Annotated in this window: 28 protein-coding genes; 13 read left to right on the top strand and 15 right to left on the bottom strand. The window is 57.6% G+C overall.

Annotation, left to right across the window (positions count from 1 at the left end; translation table 11 throughout):
* Nucleotides 1-442: 442 nt before the first annotated feature.
* Genes FAY22_RS10075 through FAY22_RS10090 form a run of 4 tightly spaced genes read left to right on the top strand, consistent with a single transcriptional unit; the run spans nucleotide 443 to nucleotide 2,572 of the window.
* A complete protein-coding gene (locus FAY22_RS10075) occupies nucleotides 443-1,012 on the top strand; it encodes an RNA polymerase sigma factor (protein ID WP_146330073.1) in 570 nt (189 codons plus the stop codon).
* The gene (locus FAY22_RS10080; protein ID WP_146330074.1) at nucleotides 1,009-1,413 is read left to right on the top strand and encodes a DUF3619 family protein; all 405 of its coding nucleotides are present in this window, start codon (nucleotides 1,009-1,011) and stop codon (nucleotides 1,411-1,413) included. Before FAY22_RS10075 ends, FAY22_RS10080 begins: the two co-directional genes overlap by 4 nt.
* 1 nt (nucleotide 1,414) lies before the next feature.
* The gene (locus FAY22_RS10085; protein WP_246860727.1) at nucleotides 1,415-2,074 is read left to right on the top strand and encodes a DUF3106 domain-containing protein; all 660 of its coding nucleotides are present in this window, start codon (nucleotides 1,415-1,417) and stop codon (nucleotides 2,072-2,074) included.
* A 15-nt stretch (nucleotides 2,075-2,089) separates the two neighbouring features.
* Nucleotides 2,090-2,572, top strand: a complete 483-nt coding sequence (locus tag FAY22_RS10090) for an RDD family protein (RefSeq protein WP_146330075.1) — start codon at nucleotides 2,090-2,092, stop codon at nucleotides 2,570-2,572.
* Between the two features lie 16 nt (nucleotides 2,573-2,588).
* Here FAY22_RS10090 and FAY22_RS10095 read toward each other — a convergent pair whose 3' ends face one another.
* Complete coding sequence (locus FAY22_RS10095; protein ID WP_146330076.1) at nucleotides 2,589-3,299, bottom strand: hypothetical protein; 711 nt, start codon at nucleotides 3,297-3,299, stop codon at nucleotides 2,589-2,591.
* A gap of 194 nt (nucleotides 3,300-3,493) precedes the next feature.
* Between FAY22_RS10095 and FAY22_RS10100 the strand changes: the two genes are divergently transcribed.
* Genes FAY22_RS10100 through FAY22_RS10110 form a run of 3 tightly spaced genes read left to right on the top strand, consistent with a single transcriptional unit; the run spans nucleotide 3,494 to nucleotide 6,653 of the window.
* On the top strand, nucleotides 3,494-4,015 hold the full coding sequence (locus FAY22_RS10100; protein ID WP_146330077.1) for a hypothetical protein: 522 nt from the start codon (nucleotides 3,494-3,496) through the stop codon (nucleotides 4,013-4,015).
* A gap of 6 nt (nucleotides 4,016-4,021) precedes the next feature.
* Nucleotides 4,022-5,662 (top strand): GMC family oxidoreductase, encoded by a 1,641-nt coding sequence (locus FAY22_RS10105; RefSeq protein ID WP_146330078.1) that lies wholly within the window; start codon nucleotides 4,022-4,024, stop codon nucleotides 5,660-5,662.
* Nucleotides 5,663-5,678: 16 nt separating this feature from the next.
* Nucleotides 5,679-6,653, top strand: coding sequence for a triacylglycerol lipase (locus FAY22_RS10110; protein ID WP_146330079.1), 975 nt, complete (start codon nucleotides 5,679-5,681; stop codon nucleotides 6,651-6,653).
* Between the two features lie 7 nt (nucleotides 6,654-6,660).
* Here the strand turns inward: FAY22_RS10110 and corA are convergent, their stop codons facing one another.
* Complete coding sequence (gene corA, locus FAY22_RS10115; RefSeq protein ID WP_146330080.1) at nucleotides 6,661-7,626, bottom strand: magnesium/cobalt transporter CorA; 966 nt, start codon at nucleotides 7,624-7,626, stop codon at nucleotides 6,661-6,663.
* A 266-nt stretch (nucleotides 7,627-7,892) separates the two neighbouring features.
* On the opposite strand from corA, the gene FAY22_RS10120 reads away from it, so the two are divergent.
* Nucleotides 7,893-8,360, top strand: coding sequence for a fasciclin domain-containing protein (locus tag FAY22_RS10120; RefSeq protein ID WP_146330081.1), 468 nt, complete (start codon nucleotides 7,893-7,895; stop codon nucleotides 8,358-8,360).
* A gap of 95 nt (nucleotides 8,361-8,455) precedes the next feature.
* On the opposite strand, the gene FAY22_RS10125 is transcribed toward FAY22_RS10120, so the two are convergent.
* A complete protein-coding gene (locus FAY22_RS10125; protein WP_146330082.1) occupies nucleotides 8,456-10,444 on the bottom strand; it encodes an SDR family oxidoreductase in 1,989 nt (662 codons plus the stop codon).
* 219 nt (nucleotides 10,445-10,663) lie between these two features.
* Between FAY22_RS10125 and FAY22_RS10130 the strand changes: the two genes are divergently transcribed.
* The 5 genes from FAY22_RS10130 to FAY22_RS10150 all read left to right on the top strand — a co-directional run bounded on the left by FAY22_RS10130 (nucleotide 10,664) and on the right by FAY22_RS10150 (nucleotide 14,887).
* Entirely contained in the window at nucleotides 10,664-11,194 is a 531-nt protein-coding gene (locus FAY22_RS10130) for a phasin family protein (protein WP_146330083.1), read from the top strand.
* Nucleotides 11,195-11,332: 138 nt separating this feature from the next.
* Nucleotides 11,333-12,589, top strand: a complete 1,257-nt coding sequence (locus FAY22_RS10135) for a patatin-like phospholipase family protein (RefSeq protein WP_146330084.1) — start codon at nucleotides 11,333-11,335, stop codon at nucleotides 12,587-12,589.
* Nucleotides 12,590-12,668: 79 nt separating this feature from the next.
* Nucleotides 12,669-13,334, top strand: a complete 666-nt coding sequence (locus FAY22_RS10140; RefSeq protein ID WP_040040960.1) for a TetR/AcrR family transcriptional regulator — start codon at nucleotides 12,669-12,671, stop codon at nucleotides 13,332-13,334.
* A gap of 13 nt (nucleotides 13,335-13,347) precedes the next feature.
* Nucleotides 13,348-14,121 carry a hypothetical protein gene (locus FAY22_RS10145; RefSeq protein ID WP_146330085.1) on the top strand — a complete coding sequence of 258 codons (774 nt, stop codon included), beginning with the start codon at nucleotides 13,348-13,350 and terminating at the stop codon, nucleotides 14,119-14,121.
* A gap of 172 nt (nucleotides 14,122-14,293) precedes the next feature.
* Entirely contained in the window at nucleotides 14,294-14,887 is a 594-nt protein-coding gene (locus tag FAY22_RS10150; protein ID WP_146330086.1) for a TIGR00730 family Rossman fold protein, read from the top strand.
* Nucleotides 14,888-14,937: 50 nt separating this feature from the next.
* Here the strand turns inward: FAY22_RS10150 and FAY22_RS10155 are convergent, their stop codons facing one another.
* The 12 genes from FAY22_RS10155 to FAY22_RS22140 form a co-directional block, all read right to left on the bottom strand.
* The gene (locus tag FAY22_RS10155) at nucleotides 14,938-16,080 is read right to left on the bottom strand and encodes a lipopolysaccharide assembly protein LapB (RefSeq protein ID WP_146330087.1); all 1,143 of its coding nucleotides are present in this window, start codon (nucleotides 16,078-16,080) and stop codon (nucleotides 14,938-14,940) included.
* Complete coding sequence (locus tag FAY22_RS10160) at nucleotides 16,062-16,958, bottom strand: ExeA family protein (protein WP_146330088.1); 897 nt, start codon at nucleotides 16,956-16,958, stop codon at nucleotides 16,062-16,064. The genes FAY22_RS10155 and FAY22_RS10160 overlap by 19 nt, the downstream gene beginning before the upstream one ends.
* 2 nt (nucleotides 16,959-16,960) lie before the next feature.
* Complete coding sequence (mshL, locus tag FAY22_RS10165) at nucleotides 16,961-18,697, bottom strand: pilus (MSHA type) biogenesis protein MshL (RefSeq protein WP_146330089.1); 1,737 nt, start codon at nucleotides 18,695-18,697, stop codon at nucleotides 16,961-16,963.
* Entirely contained in the window at nucleotides 18,694-19,098 is a 405-nt protein-coding gene (locus tag FAY22_RS10170) for an MSHA biogenesis protein MshK (RefSeq protein WP_210411932.1), read from the bottom strand. The genes mshL and FAY22_RS10170 overlap by 4 nt, the downstream gene beginning before the upstream one ends.
* Nucleotides 19,083-19,793: an MSHA biogenesis protein MshJ gene (locus FAY22_RS10175; protein WP_146330090.1), complete on the bottom strand. Its 711-nt coding sequence runs from the start codon at nucleotides 19,791-19,793 to the stop codon at nucleotides 19,083-19,085. The genes FAY22_RS10170 and FAY22_RS10175 overlap by 16 nt, the downstream gene beginning before the upstream one ends.
* Nucleotides 19,790-20,449: an MSHA biogenesis protein MshI gene (locus tag FAY22_RS10180; RefSeq protein WP_146330091.1), complete on the bottom strand. Its 660-nt coding sequence runs from the start codon at nucleotides 20,447-20,449 to the stop codon at nucleotides 19,790-19,792. Before FAY22_RS10180 ends, FAY22_RS10175 begins: the two co-directional genes overlap by 4 nt.
* Nucleotides 20,446-21,306, bottom strand: a complete 861-nt coding sequence (gene pilM / locus FAY22_RS10185; RefSeq protein ID WP_246860728.1) for a pilus assembly protein PilM — start codon at nucleotides 21,304-21,306, stop codon at nucleotides 20,446-20,448. The genes FAY22_RS10180 and pilM overlap by 4 nt, the downstream gene beginning before the upstream one ends.
* 204 nt (nucleotides 21,307-21,510) lie before the next feature.
* Nucleotides 21,511-22,518: a hypothetical protein gene (locus FAY22_RS10190; protein ID WP_146330093.1), complete on the bottom strand. Its 1,008-nt coding sequence runs from the start codon at nucleotides 22,516-22,518 to the stop codon at nucleotides 21,511-21,513.
* A 2-nt stretch (nucleotides 22,519-22,520) separates the two neighbouring features.
* On the bottom strand, nucleotides 22,521-23,027 hold the full coding sequence (locus FAY22_RS10195; protein ID WP_168204817.1) for a prepilin-type N-terminal cleavage/methylation domain-containing protein: 507 nt from the start codon (nucleotides 23,025-23,027) through the stop codon (nucleotides 22,521-22,523).
* Nucleotides 23,028-23,038: 11 nt separating this feature from the next.
* Complete coding sequence (locus FAY22_RS10200) at nucleotides 23,039-23,419, bottom strand: type II secretion system protein (RefSeq protein ID WP_168204818.1); 381 nt, start codon at nucleotides 23,417-23,419, stop codon at nucleotides 23,039-23,041.
* Nucleotides 23,420-23,423: 4 nt separating this feature from the next.
* On the bottom strand, nucleotides 23,424-23,936 hold the full coding sequence (locus FAY22_RS10205) for a Tfp pilus assembly protein FimT/FimU (protein WP_146330096.1): 513 nt from the start codon (nucleotides 23,934-23,936) through the stop codon (nucleotides 23,424-23,426).
* A gap of 188 nt (nucleotides 23,937-24,124) precedes the next feature.
* Nucleotides 24,125-24,535, bottom strand: coding sequence for a type II secretion system protein (locus FAY22_RS22140; protein ID WP_210411933.1), 411 nt, complete (start codon nucleotides 24,533-24,535; stop codon nucleotides 24,125-24,127).
* Nucleotides 24,536-24,632: the final 97 nt, after the last annotated feature.

The raw sequence follows: 24,632 nt of genomic DNA on the forward strand, positions 1-24,632 counted from the left end.
GACAGGTCTTTGGGCTTCCCTTTCTTGTGCGGTCACGCCGGTTCGGTACGCACCCGTAGATGCGGTTCAAAGCGGCGCTAAACGCGACTCGTTCAGCCGGAGTACTGAAGATCCGATACGGATTCCTCACGCTTGTGGCGTGGGTTAGAGCAAACAGCTTTCAAATGTTGAAGCGCGCCTGATCGAAAAGCGGCATCTTGGGCCGCGCGAAAAGACTGTCCTTCACGGGTGAGAAGGGAATGATACGTTAATGTGTTGCACCATTTTGGTCAAGTCAAATTCGACCAAAACCTTTTGAAATCAAGCGCATTAAGCCAAAAAAAGCCCACAGCTGCGGGCTTTTTTGCTAGCATTCGCACAGTTTCGAAGAACAACTATTCGATGGCCTCCGATCCCTCGATCGACTTTCTCCCGGCAGCCGAAAGACAATCCGCCACATCGCATGGCAACTGAAAAAGAACTTTCCGATTTTCTGGAAAACGTAGAACGCCGCGCCTTCAAACAGGCGGTTTATGCGGTGCGCAAGGATGAAGCAGCCCTGGACATCGTCCAGGACGCAATGATCAAGCTCGCCGAAAAATACGGCGACAAGCCGGCCTCCGAGCTGCCGCTTCTCTTCCAGCGGATACTGCAAAACACGATCCATGACTACTTTCGGCGTGAAAAGGTACGAAGTACTTGGGTCAGCCTGTTCTCCGGCCTCGGCGGTGACGCGGACGACAGCGAACATTTTGATTTATTGGAAACATTCGAGTCCGAAGAAGGTTCGCTCGCCGCGGAATCCAGCGCGGACAAGGTGGAGCGCCAACAAGTTTTAGCCGCAATTGAGGAAGAAGTACAAAAGCTGCCCGCACGTCAACGGGAAGCATTCCTTATGCGTTATTGGCAAGATATGGATGTAGCTGAAACAGCTGCAGCGATGGGCTGCTCAGAGGGCAGCGTGAAAACACACTGCTCTCGCGCCACACATGCGCTGGCCCAGGCATTGCGAGCCAAAGGAATCACCCTATGAACCAGAAAGAACTGAATTTCGCCTATAAAGTGCGCCATGCGCTGAACGAGTCCGCAGAAAATCTTCCGGCATCTACCGCAGAACGCCTCTCTTCTGCGCGCAAAATTGCACTATCGCGAAAAAAGAAAGAATCCACGCTCCGCATCCTTGTTTCACCGCGACGTCTGGCGGGCGACGCCGGCAGCTTTTTCAATGCCCATTTCTCATGGATTGCCCGGATGGGGCTGATCCTGCCATTGATTGTCGTGGCTACAGGGCTGGCTGGCATTTATCAATATGAGCAAGAACGGCACATCGACGAAACCGCAGAGATCGACGCAGCGGTCCTGACGGACGAATTGCCTCTGTCGGCATATGTTGACCATGGCTTTAACGCCTACCTTGCCAAGCGAGGCGAGTGACGTGACACACAGCATTGTGCTTTTGCCCGCCCGCCTATTGCGGGCGGCGCGTATTTTAGGAGCAAGCCTGTCGATCCTGGCGGCGCCCGCATATGCTGCCGACATGCCGTCACAACCGGTCCCGCCGTCAGGCATAGCGCAGCCTGCCGCGAATTCGCCACAGGCCGCCGCCAGACCCTTGTGGTCCGAGTTGTCACCTGCGCAGCAACAAGCGCTAGCACCTTTAGCGGGCGAATGGGACAAGCTTGACACCCTACGCAAGAACAAATGGCTCGCTATCGGCAACAGATACGCGAAGATGAAACCCGCCGAACAACAGCGCATGCAGGAGCGCATGCGCGACTGGGTAACGCTCACGCCGGAACAGCGGCGCATCGCCCGCGAAAGTTATGCTCGGGCAAAAAGACTGGGCCCGGAACAGAAGTCGGCGCAATGGGAGCAATACCAGCAATTACCGGAAGAGCAGAAAAAGAGGCTGGCTGCCGACGCTGCGTCGAAAAAACGAGTCGCCACGCTGCCGTCAAATGCCGCGCAAGCAAATCATAGCAAGACTGTGCCGCCGATTAAGTCTGCCCCCAAACCCGTCATCGAACGCTCGGTTACCCCCCAGGCGGCCAGCGAATCGGTACTGCAGGCGCCTTCGCCAGCACAGGAAAAATAGCATCCGACATTACCGTTGAATACCACAACAACTCCCTCCCTGAAACGCCGACTGGCCAGCATGGTGTACGAAGCCATGCTGCTGTTTGGCGTGGTCGCCGTTACCGGCGCACTGTTTTCCATCTTGTTCCAGCAGCGCCATGCGCTCTACTTGCGACATGCCCTTCAAGTCTGGCTATTAGTCGTCATCACGTCTTATTTCATCTGGTTCTGGACGAAGAGCGGCCAAACTCTTGCAATGAAGACGTGGCGCATTCGCCTCGTGTCCATCGACGGCGGGAAAGTCGGAGTCAAGCGCGCATTTGTCAGATATCTGATTGCTTGGCTGTGGATCTTGCCGGGGCTTGCATTCGCATGGCTCGCCGAAGCCAGGGACTGGAGCCTTGCCATCATCCCGGCAGCAAACATAGTGTTCTGGGCAATGACGATTTATCTCGATCCCCAGCGCCAGTTCCTGCATGACCGCTTGGCCGGAACGCGTGTCATCAACGCTTCTTGACGAGTTCAGTACTGCGCTAGTTTCCGGCCACGTCGACCATGAACGGATCGGCCGCTCCGGCATAAAGCCTGTCCATGATCGTGCGCTCGCGCTGAACGATTGCCGACACGAACAAGTGCGGATTTTTCATCACCTTGAAAGCCTTGAACCCGCGTTCGAGAAAACTCTGCAACTCTGCCAGCCCGGCCAGCTTTGCCGGACCTCGCATCATGGCCAGCGTACTACCGATCATGGGAATGCGAACCAGTTCACACAAGGCATTCCCCAGTGATTCAACATGGGCTATTTGCCGCTCGCGATCAGCGCGCGCAGCCATCTTCCTGTATGCGACGATATAGTCCTCTTCGCTGAAGCATTGCCCAAGGTGCTGCGCCATTGCCGCGTCCAGCTTTTCGGACAACGCATCCAGCGCAATCGCTTCCGCGATTGTCTTCAATGCCGTGGCAGGCAACATTCGCTCCATTGCCGGGACCACGCGCACCAGATCAGCATCCCTTTGGGTCAAATCCTCGGTGCCATACAAATCATTCAAGAAAAACTCCGCCGCTTTTCGTGATTCATGACTATTCAGCAAATCAGCATGAGTGCGAGCCATTCGCTGCGACTGGAAAGACCTGAGGGCGATGCGTGAAGCAAGGGCTGCAGGATCATTTTGGGCCGCACGCCTTTCAGCGGTCACCGCCCCTAATTCTCGCCGAATGGCAGCTATGGCTTTTTCTTTTTTCATGACATGATTAATCGGCTGAGGCCGAAGCGCACTATTTCCAGTTCCCCCGGCAATCGCTAGCAGGCCATATATTATGGCCGGCAAAAGAAGATTCAACTTTGGCTTTATTCGCCTAGAGCAAGAGCTCTAGTTCACTGCATTTTTCCCTTGAATGCTTGGAGTACACTGCGCAAAACAATATACATGAGGGAGACATGGCAGCAGCCACCTTTTTTCGCCGTTCATTTTTGAAAGCAGGCGTCGCCGGCGCCGTTGCACTGGCCTTGACTGGCGGCCTTTACAGGCTGACCAGCCAACCTGCAGCGACGGTCAAGTTCGTGCTCGATGACGCAGCCAAAGCCGCGCTCGCTGCGATCATTCCGGTCGTTTTAAAAGACGCCGTCGAACCTGGATCTCCGGGCGTACAGCTCGCCATGGAGCGGGTTCAAGGCGCCATTGCGGGGCTCCCACTGCGCACCCAAAAGGAAGTCCGGGATTTGTTCGCCCTTCTGACACTGGCGCCGACACGGCGCATATTGGCCGGCATCCCCGACGACTGGCCGAATGCCAAACAGGATGATATCGCCACGTTCTTGCAGAGCTGGCGCGTGCATCGCATAGAAATGCTGCAGAGCGCCTATCACGCCCTGCACGACTTGATTACGGGTCCATGGTATGCGGATGAATCGAATTGGGCGTCTATCGGCTATCCGGGCCCGCTGAAAGAATTGAGCTAAGAAATCATGACGATCTCCACGAACGGACCAATCTCCGATCCCATTCAAGCCGGGCTGGCCTCTGGCTGGCAAGTACTTGACGCTTCCAGCTTGGCCGAGGACCGGCATTTCGAAGCCGACGTGGTCATCGTCGGCACCGGCGCGGGCGGCGGCGTGACGGCGGAAATCCTGGCGCTTGCCGGGCTGAAGGTGATCCTGATAGAGGAAGGCCCGCTGAAATCGTCCAGGGACTTCAAGATGCGCGAAGCGCAAGCCTATCCTGCGCTCTACCAGGAATCGGCTGCGCGCAAGACGAAGGATAAATCGATCAATATCCTGCAGGGGCGCGCCGTCGGCGGATCAACGACGGTGAACTGGACCTCCAGCTTTCGCACGCCTGGCCGGACGCTGAATTACTGGCAACAGACATTCGGCCTGAAGGACTATTCGTCGGAATCGCTCGCGCCATGGTTTGCAATGATGGAACGGCGGCTCAACATCCACCCGTGGGCCACGGAGCCGAACGAAAACAACAACCTGCTCAGGCAAGGTGCCACGAAACTCGGCATCCCAACAGGTGTCATCTCGCGCAACGTCAAGGGTTGCTGGAATCTTGGCTATTGCGGAATGGGCTGCCCGACCAATGCAAAGCAGTCCATGCTGATCACCACGATTCCATCTGCACTGTCGCATGGCGCCATGCTGGTCACGCGAGCACGCGCAGACAAGCTGCATTTCAAGGGCGATGCCGTCGACAGCCTTGCATGTGTTGCCATGGATGCGAGCGGTCTGGAACCGACAGGAAGAAAAGTGAGCCTGCGCGCCAGGCATTTTGTCCTTTCGGGCGGGGCAATCAACTCGCCGGCGTTGCTGATGCGTTCAGGCGCGCCCGACCCGCACCGCTTGCTCGGCAAGAGGACCTTCCTGCACCCGACCGTGATTTCCGCAGCCCTCCATGATCACAAGGTCGAAGGCTTTTCGGGCGCGCCGCAGTCGGTGTACTCCGATCATTTCCTGGAAACGCAGTCTATCGACGGCCCTATCGGGTACAAACTGGAAGCGCCGCCATTGCATCCTCTGCTGTTCGCATCGACCATGAATGGTTTCGGCGCACGGCACAGCGCGGTGATGAAGCAGTTCGCCCAAACCCATGCCCTACTCGCCCTGCTGCGCGACGGCTTTAATGAACATTCCGTCGGCGGAACGGTCCAATTGCGCGACGACGGTTCGCCGGTTCTTGATTATCCGATCACGGATTTTGTGTGGAATGGCGTCAAACGCGCCCTGCTGAGCATGGCTGAAATCCAGTTTGCCGCGGGCGCACGGACCGTATATCCCGTACATGAAATGGCAGAAGGCTATTCAAACTGGAAGGCGGCCAAACAGGCGATCGAGACCTTGCCCTACAAGCCCTTGCTGACGCGGGTAGTTTCCGCGCACGTCATGGGCGGATGCGGAATGTCGGGTGACGAAAAGTTGGGCGTCGTGTCGTCCAACGGGCGCTATCATGGCATTACGAATTTGTCCGTGCATGACGGCTCCCTGTTTCCGACGTCGATCGGCGCGAATCCCCAGCTGTCGATTTACGGGACGACAGCCAGGCTCGCCAGCGGGCTTGCCGAACAGCTGAGCGGCAAACCCGCTCCTGCATTGGCGGCATCGACTTAATGCTCCCGGATACTCCATGGCCGTTGTCCGCATCACCAGACTTCTCCTCCTGATCCAGTTTGCCATCGCATTGGCGATGGCAGCTTTCGCAAAATCGGTTTTCCACATCCCGAACAATATGCTGGCTCTCGCGCTTGGGATCGCGGCAGTACTTCTGGTCCGCTTGTCGATCACAGCGAACAACTTTTCGCTGGCCTGGCATTTTCGGAGCGAGACGCCGCAGGCATACTGCCTGAACTTTGGGCAGGCAATCCGGCTATTCTTTGGAGAGTTCCGGGCAACGATGACCGCCTCGTCCTGGACCATGCCATTTCACACGTTCTCCAGGCGAGTGGCGGACAAACCGGCCGCGCTGCCCGTCCTGCTCATTCACGGATATGGCTGCAACAGCGGCTACTGGCACGCGATGAGCGCTGCCCTGGCGGCGCAAAATATCAGTCACTATGCACTCGATATGGAGCCGCTCATCGGCAGCATCGACGCGTATGTGCCGATGATTCACGAGGCTGTCGAGCGAATTTGCGGCGAAACCGGAAGCAGCAAGATCGTCATTGTGGCCCACAGCATGGGAGGCCTGGCAACGCGCGCTTATCTGCGCGACCACGGCGACGCCCACATCGCCAAAGCCGTCACGCTGGGCACGCCTCATCACGGCACCGCCCTGGCGCGCTTCGGCATCGGCATCAACACAAAGCAAATGCTGTGGACCGTCGGCGAACAGGAAGGCTTATCCAGCAAATGGCTGCGCGAACTGGCCGAGAACGAGGACAAGGCGGTGTACCGGCGCATCGTGTCGCTCTATTCGCACCACGACAATATCATCGCGCCCCAGGTTTCTTCCCGCCTCGACGGTGCCGTCAATCTCGAATTCCAGGGGATCGGGCACGTCGCGCTGGCCATGCACCCCGCCATCCAGGCGCAAGTCATTCGTGAAATCCGCAGCGCCTCGGTTCATGCAGCCGCTCCTTCCGTCGAGCCCGCTCGACAATAACCGCGCTTCAGAGCCAGCCGGCCTTCCTGAACCGGTGATACAAATACCCGCACACGACGGCGATGAATACCAGCGCGGCAGGATAGCCGTAGCGCCATTTCAGCTCCGGCATGTAGGAAAAGTTCATTCCCCAGATGCCGACAAAAGCCGTGGCTACCGCGAAGATGGCGGCCCAGGAAGCCAGCTTCTTGGTGACCTCGCTTTCCTCGATAGCGACCATCGAGAGATTCACCTGGATTGCCGTTCCTATGGTGTCGCGGATCGCGTCGATTGAGGTATTGATCCGATACAGGTGATCGTAGACGTCGCGAAAATACTCCTGTGTATTGACGCAGATATGCGGCACTCGCCCTCCATATAGCTTGGCGACCGATTCCATCAATGGCGCCACCGCATGCTTGAGCACGGTCACCTTGCGCTTCAATTCGTACAGACGCTCGATATTTGCGCGTTCCGACCCCTTGACGAAAATCTGCTCCTCGATGGTTTCGAGTTCGGTTTCGAAGGCATCCAGCACGGGAAAATAGCGGTCGACGACTGCATCCATCAGGGCATAGAACACGAACGCCGCCCCTTGCCTGAGCAACTGCGGCTCGCGTTCGCAGCGGGCGCGTACGCCAAGAAAATTTTGCCGGCTGCGAGTGCGTACCGACAGTACATAGCGTTCTTCCACAAAAATATCGAGCTCGCCCACCAGCAATTCACCGTCAAGCAATTCGATCGTGTGCACAACCGCAAAGAGGGACTCACCATATTCCTCGATTTTGGGCCGCTGGTGGCCATGGTGGGCATCTTCGACCGCCAATTCGTGCAAGCCGAATTCATGTTGCATTTGTTCAAGCTCAGGTGGTTCCGGGTCACGCAAGGCTACCCAGACAAAGCAGTCAGGGCGAGAAAGAAAATCGCTGATTTGCGTTACCGGAACGTCACACAGCCTTTTCCCTTCCTGGTACGCAACACAGTTAATCAGCATGACGAACCCTCCTTGCGACGCCAATATCTTGGCATATTGAATATGCATGCAGCTTACCGCGATTTGGCCGCGCCTATGGCGTCAGGCAAGTTGGACCTATTTGCACCGAGGCCGCACAACATTTGTGTTGCCTATTCTCAAGCCTGATGGATTATGGAATTGAACTTTTCCCCGCCGGGGAAAACAGACAGATACATCTGAAAAAGCAGGGACGCCCCGCGCTATTCAGCGTCCAGCCTTCTCCTATCTCTAATGAGGACCTTGCCATGCGACGAATCCTGCTCGCGATCGCATCCGCGTCTCTATTGATGTGCAGTATGCCGGGCGCAGCCGCGACGGATCTGGTAGAAACGGCCGCCGCGTCGGGGACATTCAAGACATTCCTTGCGGTTGCCGAAGCGGCCGGTTTTACCCAAACGTTAAAAAATACCGGTCCCTATACGGTCTTTGCACCGAGCGACGCGGCATTTGAAAAGCTTCCGCCCGGAACACTTAATGCTCTTCTGAAAGATAAACCCCGGCTCGCCCAACTCGTCGCCTACCATGTCATTCCTGGCAAAACTCCCATTGCCGAAGTCAAGCCTGGCGAAGTGAAGACGATCGAGGGAAAGCCGCTCACATTGACCTCCGATAACGGCAAGGTCACCGTCAACGATGCGAATGTCACCCAGAGCGATTTGACGGCCGATAACGGCATCATCCACGAGATCGATACCGTGGTGCTTCCCAAGTAGGATGAGTTAAGACGGGATAAAGACGGGATAAAGACGGGAGCGGCCGATAAAAAAGGCTACCCCGCCGGGGCGGAATAGCCGTTGTCCGGATTAGATTAGAAATGCACGCCGCGCAGCAACTGCTGCAGCGCAATCTGGTCGGCGCTCATTTGCAGCGCCTTCTTGTCGCCGTTGTTTTTCGCCGCATCCGAGTCCGGGAACATGCGGAAGCTGGTGTTCATGATGATCTGGGCGACACGCGGCACCAGCGCGTGCAATACCTCGCCGAGAATGCCCAAGCGAGTGGCGATACGCACAGGTTTGTCGACAATCGCCTGCGCGATCATGTCTGCGGCATCGTCCGGCGTCAGGGTCGGCACGTTCTGATAGATCTTGGTCGGCGCAATCATCGGCGTGCGCACCAGCGGCATGTTAATCGTCGTAAATTTGATGTTTACATCCGCAAATTCGGAAGCCGCACAGCGCGTCCACGCATCGAGCGCCGCTTTCGACGCAACGTAGGCCGAGAAGCGCGGCGCATTGGTCAGCACGCCGATCGACGAAATATTGATGACATGCCCGCGCTTGCGTTCCGCCATCTTGGGCAGCAACCCCATCGTCAAGCGCAGCGCCCCGAAGTAATTCAGCTGCATGGTGCGCTCGAAGTCGTGGAAGCGGTCGTAGCTCGACTCGATGCCGCGCCGGATAGACCGGCCTGCATTGTTGACTAGGACGTCAACACCACCATGATTTTCAATCAGCAATTTGACGAAGCGATCGCAGTCCTCCATGTTGGCGACATCGACCGAATAGGTAATCACATCGTAGCCCCGGTCGTTGATTTCTTTCTTCGCTTCAGCAAGCTTTTCCTCGTCGCGCCCGCAAATGAGGGTGATCGCGCCCGCCTCGGCGAGCTTGTGCGCGGCGGCCAGGCCGATTCCGGAGGAACCGCCCGTCACCAGCACCACCTTGCCTGCCACCTGGCCATGCAAGGTGCGGTCGATGAAGAGGGCGGGATCGAGATTACGCTCCCAGTAGTCCCAAATGCGGTATGCATAGTCCTCCAGGCGCGGGCACTTGATGCCACTGCCCTTGAGTGCGCGGGCGGCATCCCGATTGTCGAAGCGCGTCGGATAGTTAATGAACTGCATCACGTCATCGGGCAGTCCGAGATCCTTCATCAGCGCATTGCGCACGCGGCGCACCGGCGTCAACGCCATCATCCCCTTCGTAATCGACTTGGGAATAAAACCGAGCAGCGCCGCGTTGATACGCACGCTCATGGTCGGCGCATGCGCGGCACGCGCGAAGGTATTGAGCACATCGCCGACGCGCATCGGCTCAGGATCGGTCAAGTGGAAGCAGCGGCCGTCGAGATCGGGCAGATGCGCGATGTAATCCATCGCATCCACCACGTAGTCGACTGGAACGATATTGATGCGTCCACCTTCCAGGCCAATGGCCGGCATCCATGGCGGCAGGATCTGGCGAAGACGCTGGATCAGTTTGAAGAAGTAGTACGGGCCATCGATCTTGTCCATTTCACCGGTCTTCGAGTCGCCGACCACCATGCCCGGCCGGTAGACGCGAAACGCACACTTGCACTCCAGGCGGACGATTTTTTCCGATTCATGCTTGGTTGCAAAATACGGGTGATCGAGATTTTCCGCTTCATCAAACATATCCTCGCGGAAGATGCCTTCGAAAAGGCCGGCGGCCGCGATGGAGCTGACGTGATGCAGGCATCCCGCACCAATCGCATTGGCGAATGCTACCGTGTTGCGTGTGCCTTCTACATTGACCGCCATCTGCTCTTCCGCATCGGCTTTCAGGTCATAGACGGCCGCCAGGTGGAAGAAGTGATCCACCTTTCGAGTCAACGCTTCGATGTCGCTGGCGGATATGCCAAGGCTGGTAGACTTCAGGTCGCCGAAGACGGGAATTGCCCGCGTCCCCGGCACGCCCCAGTATTCAAGTAATGCAGGAACCTTGCCTCGGCTCTCTTCGCGCATCAGAAAATACACGACACTGTCGTTGCGTGCCAAAAGCTTTTTAACCAGTCGCTTGCCGATAAATCCAGTCGCCCCTGTAACGAAATACTGCATGCTCGCTCCCTTTTCAAATTCCCAAATATTTGTCTAGATGACAATCATTGCAGGCCCTGTCACGCTTGGCAATAGTACGGCACAAGAGCGTTGTCATTTAGAACACAGTCTCTATGGATTTAGTAACCCATCTCTACTTTTGCCGCTTAAACTGCATTCATCGGAAAAGGGCGCCGCGTATCCCGGCGCGTCGAGTTAACCAACGAACGGAGAATAACCATGGTGAAGAAGTTGAAGGCGCTGGCAAAATCGGACGACAAACAACTGGCCGACGCTGTCCGTGCGTCGGCGCAGCAGATCTGGCAAGCTGGTCTGGGCGCGTTTGCGAAGGCGCAGGAAGAAGGCGGCAAGGTCTTTGCAAAGCTGGTCAAGGAAGGCACCGATCTGCAGAAGCGCACCCAGCGTCTGGCCGAAGGCAAGGTGTCCGACGTGGCCGACACGGTGAGCAAGGTGGCCGACACGGTAAGCAAGCAGGCGGCCGGTTCATGGGACAAGCTCGAGCAGGTTTTCGAAGACCGCGTATCGCGCTCGCTGAAGAGCCTGGGGGTACCGACTCAAAAAGATATCCAGGCCCTGACCAAGCGCGTTGAGGAACTGAACAAGGCTGTCGCGACGCTGTCCGGGAAAAAGGCAACGGTAGCCAAGACGGCGTCCCGCGCCGCTGCCAAGAAGGCTCCGGTCAAGACTGCTGCGGTAAAGAAGACGGCCGTCAAGAGTACAGCCAGAAAAGCAGCCGCTGTCGCCAAGTGACATCTGCGCCGGCATGGAGGGCTTGGGAAATCCCGCCGCCCTCCTGCTCACGGCGTAATCGCGCATCCAGATGTCCGCCAATACGGATACGTTCAGAACCGCAGTACAGATTAATCTCGGCCCACCAGCATCCGGCCTATGACAGCCAAGCGAACGTCCAAATCTCCCTCTCGCAAGTCCCCGTCCTCAAAACGTACCGCAACGTCCGCCCCCCTCAGAATCGGCGTTGCTCTCGCCGGGGGAGGGCCGCTGGGAGCGGTATATGAAATCGGGGCGCTTGCCGCGCTCGAAGAATCGATCGAAGGCCTGGACCTGAACGATGCCGCCATTTATGTCGGCATCAGTGCCGGCGGCCTGATCGCTGCCGGACTCGCCAATGGAATCACGCCGCACGACATGTGCCGGATGTTTATCGAAAGCGATGCTGCCAAGTCAAAACATGAGTTGTTCAAGCCCGAGATACTGCTCAAACCGGCATGGGATGAATTCGGTATTCGCGCCGTCGCCCTGCCCGTCCTGCTGGCGGACTCACTTTTGCATTATGTACGGCATCGCGGGAAGGCTAGTCTCGCCAACTCCCTCGACCGCCTGAAAATGACTTTGCCCACCGGGATCCTGTCCGGCGAGGGCATTCACGAATTCCTGCAAAAGGTATTTGCATCCGGCGGACGTACCAACGACTTCCGGAAGCTCAAGCATCGCCTGGTCATCGTGGCGACCGATCTCGATTCGGGAGAACCGGCCCGCTTCGGCCGTCCAGGCCTCGATCACGTTCCCATTTCGAAGGCTGCGCAAGCCAGCGCTGCGGTTCCCGGGCTATTTCCGCCGGTCGAAATCGACGGTAAATATTTCGTCGATGGTGCCCTGAAAAAAACACTCCACGCCTCCATCGCGCTTGAAGAGCAAGTCGACTTGCTGTTCTGCGTCAATCCGCTGGTTCCCTATAACGCCCGCACCGAACATGCTCCGGGCAAAATTGCGCAGGGCGGCCTGTTGTCGGTGCTGTCGCAATCGCTGCGCGCGGTCATTCACTCGCGGGTCGAAATCGGCATGGCCAATTACGGCGTCACCTATCCGGGCACCGACATCGTGTTGCTGGAACCGAGCCAGGAGGATGCGGAAATGTTTTTCACCAACCTGTTCAGCTACAACAATCGCCGGCGCATGTGCGAAAACGCCTATCAGAATACGCGCATGCTGTTATGGCTGCGTCGCCACGAACTCGATGCAAAACTGGCACGCCACGGACTCAGGCTCAAGCTGTCGGTGCTGCGCGATCCCAGCCTGAGCCTGGTGAAAACACCGGCAAGGGATAAGGAAGACCGATTCGGGTTGGCAAGTCTGACGGATGCGCTGAACAGCCTGGAGCGCCATCTGAAAATCGCCGCCGGCTAAGCGCCGGACGCCGTTTGTGGATTGATTTATCAGTGTTATGCTAGCAAAAAAGCCAAAGCAGACATGGGAGGCATCTAGCATGCAACACAAGGCCCCGCGGCGTACGCGCGAACGGATTCTCGAACTGTCGCTGCGATTGTTCAACGAATTCGGCGAACCGAACATCACCACTACCGTCATCGCCGAAGAGATGAATATCTCCCCAGGCAATCTGTACTACCACTTCCGCAACAAGGACGACATCGTCAATTCACTGTTTGCCCAGTTCGAAACCGAGATCGGGCGCATGCTGGCGGTGCCTGCTGACCGCAAGCCGAACATTGAAGACGTCTGGCTGTACCTGCACCTAATGTTTGAGCTGGTGTGGCGCTACCGTTTTTTTTACCGGGATTTGAGCGATCTCCTGTCGCGCAACCGCAAGCTGGAATTACACTTCAAGCAGATCTTGGCGCACAAGATCAAGGTCGCGCAGCAGTTGTGTATCGGCCTGCGAGGCGACAAGGCACTGGAAGCCGACGATCAGGAAATCGATGCGCTGGCAACCAATATGGTGGTCGTAGCCACCTACTGGCTATCCTACGAATATGTGCGCAATCCGCGCAAGTACACCGAACAGGAAGCAATGGCCGAGGCGCTGGCGCGCGGCTGCTATCAGGTGCTGTCCCTGATCGGGCCCTATTTGCGGGGCGAAACGCAACTTTTGTTCGACAAGCTGGCTGAAGAATATCTAAAAAAACTTAAATAAGGACGACAACGACATGGCATGGGCCAAATTTCCCTACCCGGACGACAAATACCGCTACACGGCAGCCAGCCTGAAGAAGGCATGGGCCCGGCTGCATACCTGCGATGCGGAACCGTTCCCGAAAGATGCCGCGCTGGTCGACGCCTGGATCGCGTTCCATGCGGGCGACTTCGAAACCGCCGCAAAGATCGGGCTGGAGCATGGCATGGATGGCTATTCGGTCGCTAACAAGGCGACCAACATCTACGCCCACTACCTGGAAAAATCGGAAAAGAAGAAGCTGGCGCTTTTCCTGGAAGTGGCCGAGCGGTGCGAGGCGCAACAGAAAGAACAGCCGAAAAATCCGGCTGGCTACTATAACCATGCCTATGCCCTGGGCCGCTATGCGCAAGGCATTTCTGTCGTCAAGGCGTTGTCGCAAGGCATAGGTTCGAAGGTAAAGCACAGCTTGGACATGACGATCAAGCTTGCGCCTAAACATGCAGACGCTCTGATCAGCTTGGGCGCCTACCATGCAGAAATCATCGACAAGGTCGGCGCGATGATCGGCGGCCTCACTTATGGTGCGAAAAAAGATGAAGGGCTGAAATTCTACAAAAAGGGACTCGAGGTCAATCCACACTCCGCGATTGCACGCGTCGAATATGCCAATGGCTTGATCATGCTCGAAGGGAAGAAAAAGATGGACGAGGCAGTCAAGCTGTATCACGAAGCGGTTGAGTGCGAGCCAATGGATGCCATGGAGCGTCTCGACGTCGAACTGGCCAAGGAAGAGCTGGAAGACTGATTCTCGTCACCGAGCAAGAAATGGGCCGGAGCAACGTGATTGTATGGTTGCTGCCGGTCCTTTTACTTTCCCCCCTCCCCACTTTACCTGTTAGTCTGTGGCCAGACTAACAGCGTGGCACGCATGACATGCCGCCACTCACTATCCACTCACTTTCAATTAGCCGAGCACAATGAAGTCACTTTGCGTCTACTGCGGATCTTCGCCAGGAAGCTCTCGCGCCTACGCCGTAGCAGCGCGTGAGCTGGCCAAGGCGATGGTCAACGACAATATCGCGCTAGTCTATGGCGGAGGGAAAGTCGGCCTCATGGGTGTCATCGCTGATGAAGTCATGCGGCTTGGGGGCGAAGCCACCGGCGTCATTCCCCAGGCGCTGATGGACAAGGAAGTGGGCCATCGGGGCCTGACGCGCCTGCACATCGTGAAAGACATGCACGAACGCAAGGCGATGATGGCCGAATTATCGGACGGTTTCCTTGCCATGCCGGGCGGCATAGGAACGCTTGAGGAGCTGTTCGAGATATTTACCTGGTCGCAGCTCGGATTGCATCACAAGCCCATCGGACTACTCAATGCCGCCGGCTTCTACGATGGACTGATCGCCTTCCTGCAGCATGTCGTGCAGGAAGGCTTCCTGCGGCCGGCGCAAGCATCCCTGCTCATGCACGATGCCACTCCAGACGTCCTGCTGGAACGGATGAAGACGTTTATGCCAATCCCGTACCCGGCATTGCTAGACCCGGAGACAGCCGGCAAGGTGGTTTGATACGGCCACGCAGCCGCGACAAACCGCTTCCCCCCCCTGGCAAGCCCCCTTTATGGCTTGAGCTGATTGAGCCGCGCGTCAACGAAAGCGAGCAGATCGGGCGAAAGCGTATTGGCCGCTTTCGCCCGCTTGAACGCCTCTACCGCTTCGGCAGGCCGATTGTCGGCCTGAAGCGAAATGCCAAGCCCCATCCACCAGACTCCATTCTGCGGAGCACGTTGCAAGGCCGAGACATACTGCTCCGCTGCCTGCTTATGCCTGCCGTCACGTTGCAGCAGGCCCGCCAAAAACGCGACGTAATCGGCGCGATCGGCGCCGTAAGGCAGCGTATGTTCCATCGTCTCGACGGCGGAACGAAGTTCCCCCTTGTCCAATTGCAGTCGCGCCAGCGCCATCGCCAGAGCGGGCTGGTTCGGGTCCATCCCGAGACCTTCCCTGGCCAGTCGAATAGCCTCATCCTGCCGGCCGGCGCTGGCCAGTTCTCTGATGAGCGCCTGGCGTGCCGCGGCATGACGTGCATCGAGGCGCAGAACCTGCTCCAGCCCGTCGGCCGCTTCCGAAGTCCGCCCCTGCTGCAGCGCGAGCATGGCCTTGCGGTACGCGTTTTCCGCGAGCTGCTGAGGCGTGAATTCCTTGGTCGGTTTCTCGATGTTGACAGCCGGTGAGGCGATGCTTTCGCTCGCCGGCACGGAAACCGGCGCCGCGTTCACTGGCGTCGCCTTTGCCAGTGCTTTCGCCGCGTGCTCCGGCGGTTTGGCCGACGGCGTTGATCTTTTCGTCGCGTTTCCTGCATCCGCGACTTGAGCCGACTCGGCGGCCTTCTCGGCCACGACGGGAGCCGGTTTGCCCGCTGGCCGCTCAGCGGTCTGGGTCGGGGGTGTCGAAGCAACTGCGGCCGGCGGCGCGACAGGCGCCTGCGGCTGCGCAACGGCCTGAGCCACCTTCAGATCGGCATCCAGTTTCAGCGGCGCCTTTCCTGGCTGCGGCGCCGGATGGCGTAACCAGAGCCATGCGGCAGAAGCGGAAACGGCCACCGCCAGTCCCGCCACGCCCCACCATGCCGGACTGACCCGGCGCCGTTCCGGCACCGCCCGGACTTGCTGGCTGTATGCCCCCTGTCCCGGCACGTCAGCGCGACGCGCATCCAGGTCCTGCAACATCTTGTTAATCAAACTCATCGGAAGAATGCCCATCCCATACCAGTACCCGCGACCAGCAAGCTCGCCGCCCCCAGCCAAACCCAAGGCCACATGATTCTTTTGCTTGCCGCGCCGGTGTCGGCGGCCGCCGCCCGCGCGTGTTTCGCGCTGATCTGCTGCTTGCCTTCGCCATACGCCAGCATCAGGCATTTGTGCGCCAGAATGTTGACGAGACGAGGCGTGCCGCCGGTGGCTGCATGTACCGCCCGCAAGGCGCCGCGGCTGAACAACCTGCTTCCCGTATAACCCGCGACGCTCAGGCGGTGCGAGATGTAAAACTCCATGTCGTCCCGCGTCAGCGGACCGAGATGATAATGGAAGGTGATACGCTGGTTAAGCTGCCGGATTGCCTCCAGCTGCAGCTTGCGGTTCAGCTCGGGCTGGCCGAACATCACGATCTGCAGCAGCTTGCGCTTTTCGGTTTCCAGATTCGTCAGCAGCCGCAGCGCTTCCAGGCTCTCGATCGGCATGGCCTGCGCCTCGTCGACGCACAGCAGGACGCGCTTGTCCTCTTGCGCCAGTTCGAGCAGGCGCTGGTTGATCGATTTCAGCAAGTGATGCTGGTCGACGTCCTTTTCCAGCGGCACTTCCAGCTCGTCGGCCAGCGCCAGCATCAGCGTGCGCGGCTCGAGAAAAGGATTGGGGATGTAGGCCGTGACAAAACTGTCGTCGAGCGTCGCCATGAACTTGCGGCACAACAGCGTCTTCCCGGTTCCGACTTCCCCCGTGATCTTGATGAATCCCTCGCCGTTCTTCGCCGCGATGAGCAGCGTGTTCAATGCTTGCTGGTAGTTCGAGCACGCAAAGAAAAAGCTGGTGTCCGGCGTAATACCGAACGGAAGTTCGCGCAGTCCGAAATGAGACTTGTACATGCTTATTGCAACCCTACCCTGCTCTTGGGCTCCAGCGCCTGGATGCGCTGCTGGCTTTCCAGGATGTCTCGCCCCCAGCTGGATGCGCCTTGCACGATGGTCGGCTTGATCAGGATGACCAGCTCGCGCTTTTGATTTGCCTGGCTTGTGTTACCGAACAGGGCCCCCAATCCAGGTACGTCACCGACGCCTGGCAATTGCGACCGATCGGACGCCGATGCCTGCCGCATGAGCCCGCCGATGGCAATAATCTGGCCGTCCTGCCCCCGGACCACGCTATCCGTTTCGGACGCATTGCTCGACGCCAGCGGCAGCTTCAGCGAGCCGAGCGTCCCAAGGTCGACCAGCTTGGTGACCGTCGTGACCTGGCTGACCGATGGATGCACATGCAGGATGATATTGTTCTGCTCGTCGATCTGCGGCGTCACATCGAGCACGACGCCGGAAAAGAATGGCTGCAGCGTCACCGTCGGCGTCGTAGTGTTGCCGCCTGCAGAGGTATTGGTGGTGGTACTGACGTTGGTCACGAAAAAGTCGTCGGTGCCGACCTTCAAAATGGCCTTCTGGTTATTCAAGGTCGCAATACGCGGATTGGACAGCACATGCACCGTGCCTTGCGTTTCGAGGAAGGAGAGCAAAGCTGCAAAATTACTGGTCTGGAATGCAAGACCGAACAAGCCGCTAGCTGCCGCAGTTGCTGAAACCATATCCTGACCAGGAGTCGACACGAGCTGGCCTCCCGTGAATGTCCTTGCAGTCGTGTCGACGGCGGAGACACCTGTCCCCAGTGGCCCACTCGTCTGCAGGACCGTGCCCGGAGAGAGCAAGCCACCGGATACCCGGCTGTTCCCGCCTGTCCTGAATGCCGCCCAGTTCACCCCGGTCTGGTAACCGTCGTTCAGCTGCACTTCGAGTATCTTCGCTTCCAGGATCACCTGACGGTCGATCGAAATTTGCGCCGCCTTCAGGTACGCCGAGACATTGCGCAACTCATCCGGCATCGCACGTACCACCACTACGCCCGATTGCGGGCTGACCACCACGCTGCGGCCATCCTTGTCGGTGCCGACGATCGCCTGCAGCGAGGTTTTCAACTCGCCCCAGAAGTCAGTGCTGGAGGTCGAACTGACCTTGCTGCTGTCGGTCACGCGCACTGCCGTCGGCGAGGTCGATGTGGGAGTGGACGTGGTACCGGGAGACGTTGTCGAGGCGGGCTGGCCTGCGCTGAGCGACCCGGCGTTGACGCGGGTCTCGGACGAGCCGAGGCGATTGCCAGTCAAGTAGTTCACTTGGAACACGCGCGTCTGCATGGTCAACGGCTTGATCACGATGCGGTTGCCTTCGACCGTATAGTCATAGCCGTACAAGTCGCGGATCGCGTCCAGCGCCTCGAACAGGGTCACATCCTTCAGGTTGGCCGAGATGGTTCCGGCCACATCCGGATGCACCAGCACGTTGTAGCGCGTGCCCGCCGCGATGGCCGTGAAAAACTGGCTGGCGGGGACGTTATTGAACGTGACGTTGAATCGCTCCTCGGCGGGCTTGCGTACGGGCGGCTGGGCGCTTTGCAGCGGCGGCAGCAACGCGGCAGAAACGGCGTCCGGCACCACCGCCGGCTTCTTGCTCTCCTCCGCCGCCTTGTTCATTTCGGCGCTGATCAGGTCATAGGTTTGCCGCTTCGAAGGCGCGGAGCAGCCGGCCAGGCCGATCATCAGTAGGGCTAATACCGTCTTTTTCATTCTTTATGCTTTTCGATGTTGTTGTGGCGGACTGCCGCATCAAAGCCGCCGCGAACCGCGACAGCACGTTTTTCTATGCCCGGGAACAGCCTGAGCGTCTGCATTCCCTTCTCGTTGCGCAGCACAACCCTGTCTTCCAGGATCTGGGCGATCTGCGCGTCTCCGTAGCGGTCGCCGACGCGAACGAGCTGCGCGCCGATGATCGCTTCCCGGCGCGTTCCCGAGATGAGGATGGATTGCAGCACCGGGGCGGCGGCCTGCGCTCCAGGTGCGACATCGACCGCCGTCGCCGGCCGCGTCGGGTCCGACAATTCCTGCGCATGCGCGGGCAACGCCGCTGCAGCCGTGCACAGCAGGCTGCCAATGGCGCAAATACGGATTGCGGTTAAATGTTCAGCCATTTCTTCTCCATGCTCAGCGTGTACAGCTCCAAAGTGAGCGTGGCCTTCGGATATTCGTCGACGTGAAGGTTCACCTTGCCCCAGACCAGCTGCCAGGGCATGCCTTCCAGCTGGGTCATGTATTGCATGATGTCGAAGTACGTTCCCTGTAACGCGATTTCAACGCCATGCTTGTAGAGCGCTTCGGCGCCGGCATTCTGCCGTGCCGCCGCGTCGTTCGCTGCCGCCGCCGGGTTGCCCTTGTCGTCGGGTTTGGATGCGAAGGCATCGCTCAAGCTCGCCACCGGCAGCGTCTTGAACGACACCAGATGCAACTTGGGATTGCGGTTCAGCAGCCCCTCCAGCAGGGAAGCCATCTTGTCGGGGGAAACAAGGCCGTTCTGCATGTTGCGCATCCGTTCGTCGGCCTGCGCCACCTGCTCCTGCAGCTTTTGCAAGATCGCCTTGTTTTCCGCATCGGGATCGACCGGGTGTTCCGCCGCTCGCCGCCGGATCTCGGCGCGCATCGTCGAGATTGCGCTGCGGTCCTGCGCCAGTTGCTTCGATACGCGCTTGTCCTCGGACATCAAGCGGTCAAGTACCAGGGAATTCACTACATAAATCACGACCGCCACGACCGCGGCAAAGATCATGGCCCGCTCACGCAAGCTCAATGCATCGATCCGGAGCGCGAATTGTTTCCAGCGCTGTTTCATTTCGTGCCCCCTGCAATCGCTGCTACGGCGTCAGGTTCCGCATCCGACGTTCCCAAGCTGAATTCGACATATGCGCCGGCAGCCTTGCCCTTGGCTGTATCGGCTGCCTGCGCGCCGCGCATCGACAGGGTTGCAAACGACTTGCCCCGGAACAGCGGTTCGCGCTTGATGCCCATGATGTACGCCGGGATCAGTTCAGGCTGCACCGCGCGACCGTCGATACGGATATCGCTGCCCGGTCCGTGGATTGCAAAACCGGTCAGCCACAGCCCGTTCATGTTTTGGCGGGCGAATGCGCGGAAGTAATCGGAATATCCCTTGGTATTTCCCAGCTCGCCCTGCTGCACGAAATCCAGCACGCGGCGCTGCGCATTGAGCTTGGCTTCCACGGCCTGTATCTCCTGTTCCAGCGCCTTGTTCTTTTCCTTCGGCTTGTCGCGTTCGGCCTGCTGCGTCAGCTCGGCCTGCACCGCCACCAGTTGATTTGCAACGGCGGCGGCATCGGCGCGAAGATGATGGACCCGGTAATAGGAATAGCCGCCCAGGCCGGCCAGGCCGAGGCAGATCAGGCCGAGGCCCTGCACCATCGCCAGCGCGGAAAACAGCTTCTCCTGCTTCAGGAAAACCGGGTTGAATAAATTGATCTGCTGGCTCACAGCACCTTCTCCTCAAGACGCAACGCAGCTCCCAGCGTCAGGAAGTAATACTGCTGCTTGTCGGGCCGCTTCAGGTCATGCACGTCGGAGAAGTCCAGCACGGATTCCAGATTCATGGACTCCACCGGCTTGTCCAGGTTTTCCGCCAGATAGGCTTGCAGGCCGCCATCGTCATCGCCCATCGGCGCGAGCATCAGCTTGGACAGCGTGATCGACTGGTACTGCCGGCCGAAATGGTCGAGCGAGCGCTGGATCTCCAAGGCGATCCGGTCGTGATAAGCCTCCCGTTTTTCCGGGCCGGACTGCAGCAACTGCTCGAGCGTAATGTCGATACGGCGCGCGAAGTAGAGTTCACCGCCAGCCGTAATCGTCAACAAGCCGCCTTGCGCCCCCAAGGACAATACGGCAAGGCCGCGCCCCTCCGGTTCGTACAAGGCGGCGATATTGCGCTGTGCCATTTCCGGAATATCGATCACGCGCAACGGGATCTTCGCATCCTCGAAACGGTGCTGGCGTTCCTCGATCACTTTCGAGCGCGCGGCCACTGCGTACATGGCGCGATTGCGCTGCGGCGCATTTTTTTCCGCCGGGATGCTCAGCACATCGACCGTCGCCTCGTCGATGTGAAAGTCGAGCATGTCCTTGATCACCCACGAGATCGCCGGCTTCAGTTCGGCGACTGGAACCTGCGGCGCGTCTACCGGAAGAAACCGGTATTCGCCACCAGAAAGCAAGGTCGTGCACTGATAGCGGTCGCCATGCCAATCCTTCGCCAGCTTTTCGAGGAAGGTGTTATTGGACAGGCCGTTGACCGCCACGGACAGCGCCAGGGTGACTTTCGGTTTTACATTCGGCATGCGCCGCACATGGGCAGCGCATACATTATTTTCGAGGAAGCTAATGGCCCGCCAACCGTCGACCTTCTTTAATTTTTGGAACAGGCGCATAAATATTGCGTAACAAAATGTTACCTGAAGTTAAGTGAATCAGAATGCGATGTCAACGAGTTTAGGAAATGCCTGGGCAATCTGTTGCGTTGTTCTACGAACGTGTCATTGCATTCACTGAACAACCTCCCGCCAAGAGAGAAGAACTGCCTTTTCCTCCGTTGTAAGACCCGTGTCCTCGCCGTCTATCGATATATTGTCGATCACAGAGCTGTAGTTATTACCGGAATCAGCAGTCAATTTGAAGTCTATTCGGTCGATACGAAATGTTCCGGCGGGTAAATTAATCGTGGCCGACGCTTCACCTCCTGGCGTCCCAGTTCTTAGCCACCCTGAAGTATTGCCACTATCAATAGCGGTACCATTGGCCACAGTCGACCATACCCCCGTGCCCGGCGCCTGCTGATACAGCCAGAAATTTACATGTATCTTCTTTGAGCCCCCTACGACACTGTTTTTATAGTCAACATCAATCTTCAGGGTTTTCGGACCGACACGGGTAATCGGCGGATAAAAACTGTAGCCCCCGGCGGATACGTCGATCCCCGAGCCACTGGCTGACTTGGCAATGTACGCTGCGCGCGAGGAGTCAGGACCGCCGGTGTCGAGCCATCCCGCTTGACTGAAATTCCAGTTAGTCGGCATGCAGCCGGGATATACACATGTGCCGACCGGCTGGTTAAAATTCACATTCGCCTGGGGTGGGAAGCCATTGGTACTTCGCTGCATGATCCCTTCAATGGTGCGCGAAACGCCCGATACTATCCCTTTAACTTGGACACGGCATTGCGCCGCAGGGAGAGCCGCGCCGGAAAAATCGGTAGCACCACCGCTAACGACAGTGAAATTCCCCTGTCCCAGACTATACGGCCCATCCGGACCAAGACTGCCGCACAACGTGCCGTTACCGTAACGCTTGAGTGCCCGCGCAAGTCCGCTTTCCGCCAGAAATAGCGCCTGTGCTTGTTGTGCGCTCATGGTCGCATCGCGCACTACCGATCCGGATAAACCAAAGGCAGTAGCCAGCGCACCGGCGATCAGGAAAAGCACAAGAAAAGCAATTGCCACGCTTGCAGCGCCATATTGCCTTTGCCGACGATGGATAATCGAACCCTGCACCATGGCTAAAGATTCCTTAATCTCACACGCGTGCGTTCGCTATAACTTTGCCCCCCCTGCGTCAGCGTCAGGGAAATCTCGACATAGCGGACCAAGGTCGGATCGACAGTTTGATTGCTTCCATCCTGCTGCAAATATCTAAAGCCGAGAGAACTGACTTGATTGGTGAGCACCGGAGTAACGCCGCTGACATCGCTGTAACTGAGCGTCACGGTATTGCCGCTCTGGGCAATTGTCACAGTTCTGCCGGTCGAATTTTGTGTAAACGTTGTCATGGTGGCGCCCAACGTCCCGAATTGATAGCCCCCGCCGATGCTTTTTACGTCGCGTAACTCACGTTCGATTCGCTCGACAGAATACCGAAGCTTATCCAGCGTGACAGCCGCATTCAGAGTCGCGCTGTATGCCCCGATCCACGAAACTGCAATAGGCGTTACTGATGCTACGAGAATGCCTATGATGGCAATCACGACTGCCATCTCAAGCAGGGTGAAACCAGCCGGTTTCTTCAACACTGATCTCATCACTGAACCAGCATTACCGTTATCGTCGTCGAGGCAGTTCCTCGACTCACTGTAACTGCGACATTGGCGCATGTAGAACTGGATGGACAGGTTCCGGTAGTATTCGCCGCCAAGCTCAGCGAACGCGAATACCCGGCCGGCAGGGCCGGCAATGAATCACAGGTATTCTCAGTAATGCTGGCGAAACCAAGATCCTTTCGCACACCGAGCACGTACTCTGCGCACTCCTGCGCGTATTGTGCTGTTAGCTGCGTGCCTTCTCCAAGGACAAGCGCCATACTGGTGTTACCAAACATTTTGGCAAGCCCAGCGAGACCAACGCTGACGATGACGATCACCGCCAAAAGTTCGAGCAACGTAAAGCCATCGACGCGGCGCATACCCCTAACTCGCTTCCGCAAAACCGGTAACCGGCTGCAGGGTGACCGTGGCACTGGCTCCATTACCAGTTAATGTATAAGTACGTACGGGATTAGTAGCAATGAGGGCACCGCCTGACGTTGGGCGCCCAAGGCTATCGAAATCGACTGTATTGCTAGTCGGCGCGATCAATACGTTATCGGTCAGAATGACCGTGAAACTCTGACCGGTAGCAGGATCAGCCGGCACTGTACCTATGGTGGTGCACGGAGTATTTGCATTAGTGCCACGGCAGGTCACCGAGTAACTCTTGCCGTCTGCCGCCGTCGACAGTCGCAGCGTGACGCCCCACCCGAGCGCGAGCATTTGGATATGAGACAAATTGCGGCGCAGTTGGTCGGCCTGATTAATTGCAGCACGCGCACTCGTCGCACTCATTTGCACTACCATCGTTGCAGCGAGAATGCTGATAATCGACATGACAACGATCATCTCGATAAGCGTGAATCCCTCGCGATAGATGCTGGTCCGTGGCATCTTGCTGCCTTAACTTGAGGCACACCGATATCGACAACGACTCACCTCCCAATCGGATGCAAGTCAAATCGACATAGAATCAGTGCGACCAAAATGCTAGGCGTCTTTCGCCCGAAAAAATTGATCATTGGGTAGAAGGCACTAGACATCCCACCCAATGCAAGCCCATTAACTTGGTTATGTTCGTATTATGGCGTGACAATACTAATGTCGGATGGAGCCGCCGGACTAGCCGAACCACCAAATTCAGCGAATCCAGAGCCAGTCGTTTTCATCACACCCACGCATGCAATTTTAGTATCGGTAGCCGCAGCCGCAGCTGTCGGATCAGCTACTGTCCCGCACTTAGGATCAGACATCTGATCAGCGACTTCCTTCAAGGAAGGAGCCACGCCCTTATTCTTGGTATAAGCAATTGTCCAAGCCGACTTAAGGGCCCCAAGTGTCGCTTGCTGTACAGCGTCACGCGCACCAGTCTGACTATCGCTCAGCTTGGGAATCGCAACTGCCGCCAGAATACCGAGAATCACGATCACGACGATCAATTCGACCAGGGTAAAACCCGATTGTTTTTTCTGAACGGGGCGCAGTTTTTTCATACTTTTTCTCCTTGAAATGAAACTAGTTTTTACAATATCAATGGCATAAACGTAACAAATGTGTAACTGAATTTATCTTAGCATGTCCCTTCGGAAA

Source organism: Noviherbaspirillum sp. UKPF54 (assembly GCF_007874125.1).
In the GTDB taxonomy this organism is placed as follows: Bacteria; Pseudomonadota; Gammaproteobacteria; order Burkholderiales; family Burkholderiaceae_D; genus Noviherbaspirillum.

What these genes read in the sequence shown, in the direction of transcription:
- FAY22_RS10075 (WP_146330073.1), top strand. Translation starts at nt 443, where the DNA reads ATGGCAACTGAAAAAGAACTTTCCGATTTTCTGGAAAACGTAGAACGC.
- FAY22_RS10080 (WP_146330074.1), top strand. Translation starts at nt 1,009, where the DNA reads ATGAACCAGAAAGAACTGAATTTCGCCTATAAAGTGCGCCATGCGCTG.
- FAY22_RS10095 (WP_146330076.1), bottom strand. Translation starts at nt 3,299, where the DNA reads ATGAAAAAAGAAAAAGCCATAGCTGCCATTCGGCGAGAATTAGGGGCG.
- FAY22_RS10100 (WP_146330077.1), top strand. Translation starts at nt 3,494, where the DNA reads ATGGCAGCAGCCACCTTTTTTCGCCGTTCATTTTTGAAAGCAGGCGTC.
- FAY22_RS10105 (WP_146330078.1), top strand. Translation starts at nt 4,022, where the DNA reads ATGACGATCTCCACGAACGGACCAATCTCCGATCCCATTCAAGCCGGG.
- FAY22_RS10110 (WP_146330079.1), top strand. Translation starts at nt 5,679, where the DNA reads ATGGCCGTTGTCCGCATCACCAGACTTCTCCTCCTGATCCAGTTTGCC.
- corA (WP_146330080.1), bottom strand. Translation starts at nt 7,626, where the DNA reads ATGCTGATTAACTGTGTTGCGTACCAGGAAGGGAAAAGGCTGTGTGAC.
- FAY22_RS10120 (WP_146330081.1), top strand. Translation starts at nt 7,893, where the DNA reads ATGCGACGAATCCTGCTCGCGATCGCATCCGCGTCTCTATTGATGTGC.
- FAY22_RS10125 (WP_146330082.1), bottom strand. Translation starts at nt 10,444, where the DNA reads ATGCAGTATTTCGTTACAGGGGCGACTGGATTTATCGGCAAGCGACTG.
- FAY22_RS10130 (WP_146330083.1), top strand. Translation starts at nt 10,664, where the DNA reads ATGGTGAAGAAGTTGAAGGCGCTGGCAAAATCGGACGACAAACAACTG.
- FAY22_RS10135 (WP_146330084.1), top strand. Translation starts at nt 11,333, where the DNA reads ATGACAGCCAAGCGAACGTCCAAATCTCCCTCTCGCAAGTCCCCGTCC.
- FAY22_RS10140 (WP_040040960.1), top strand. Translation starts at nt 12,669, where the DNA reads ATGCAACACAAGGCCCCGCGGCGTACGCGCGAACGGATTCTCGAACTG.
- FAY22_RS10145 (WP_146330085.1), top strand. Translation starts at nt 13,348, where the DNA reads ATGGCATGGGCCAAATTTCCCTACCCGGACGACAAATACCGCTACACG.
- FAY22_RS10150 (WP_146330086.1), top strand. Translation starts at nt 14,294, where the DNA reads ATGAAGTCACTTTGCGTCTACTGCGGATCTTCGCCAGGAAGCTCTCGC.
- FAY22_RS10155 (WP_146330087.1), bottom strand. Translation starts at nt 16,080, where the DNA reads ATGGGCATTCTTCCGATGAGTTTGATTAACAAGATGTTGCAGGACCTG.
- FAY22_RS10160 (WP_146330088.1), bottom strand. Translation starts at nt 16,958, where the DNA reads ATGTACAAGTCTCATTTCGGACTGCGCGAACTTCCGTTCGGTATTACG.
- mshL (WP_146330089.1), bottom strand. Translation starts at nt 18,697, where the DNA reads ATGAAAAAGACGGTATTAGCCCTACTGATGATCGGCCTGGCCGGCTGC.
- FAY22_RS10170 (WP_210411932.1), bottom strand. Translation starts at nt 19,098, where the DNA reads ATGGCTGAACATTTAACCGCAATCCGTATTTGCGCCATTGGCAGCCTG.
- FAY22_RS10175 (WP_146330090.1), bottom strand. Translation starts at nt 19,793, where the DNA reads ATGAAACAGCGCTGGAAACAATTCGCGCTCCGGATCGATGCATTGAGC.
- pilM (WP_246860728.1), bottom strand. Translation starts at nt 21,306, where the DNA reads ATGCCGAATGTAAAACCGAAAGTCACCCTGGCGCTGTCCGTGGCGGTC.
- FAY22_RS10190 (WP_146330093.1), bottom strand. Translation starts at nt 22,518, where the DNA reads ATGGTGCAGGGTTCGATTATCCATCGTCGGCAAAGGCAATATGGCGCT.
- FAY22_RS10200 (WP_168204818.1), bottom strand. Translation starts at nt 23,419, where the DNA reads ATGCGCCGCGTCGATGGCTTTACGTTGCTCGAACTTTTGGCGGTGATC.
- FAY22_RS10205 (WP_146330096.1), bottom strand. Translation starts at nt 23,936, where the DNA reads ATGCCACGGACCAGCATCTATCGCGAGGGATTCACGCTTATCGAGATG.
- FAY22_RS22140 (WP_210411933.1), bottom strand. Translation starts at nt 24,535, where the DNA reads ATGAAAAAACTGCGCCCCGTTCAGAAAAAACAATCGGGTTTTACCCTG.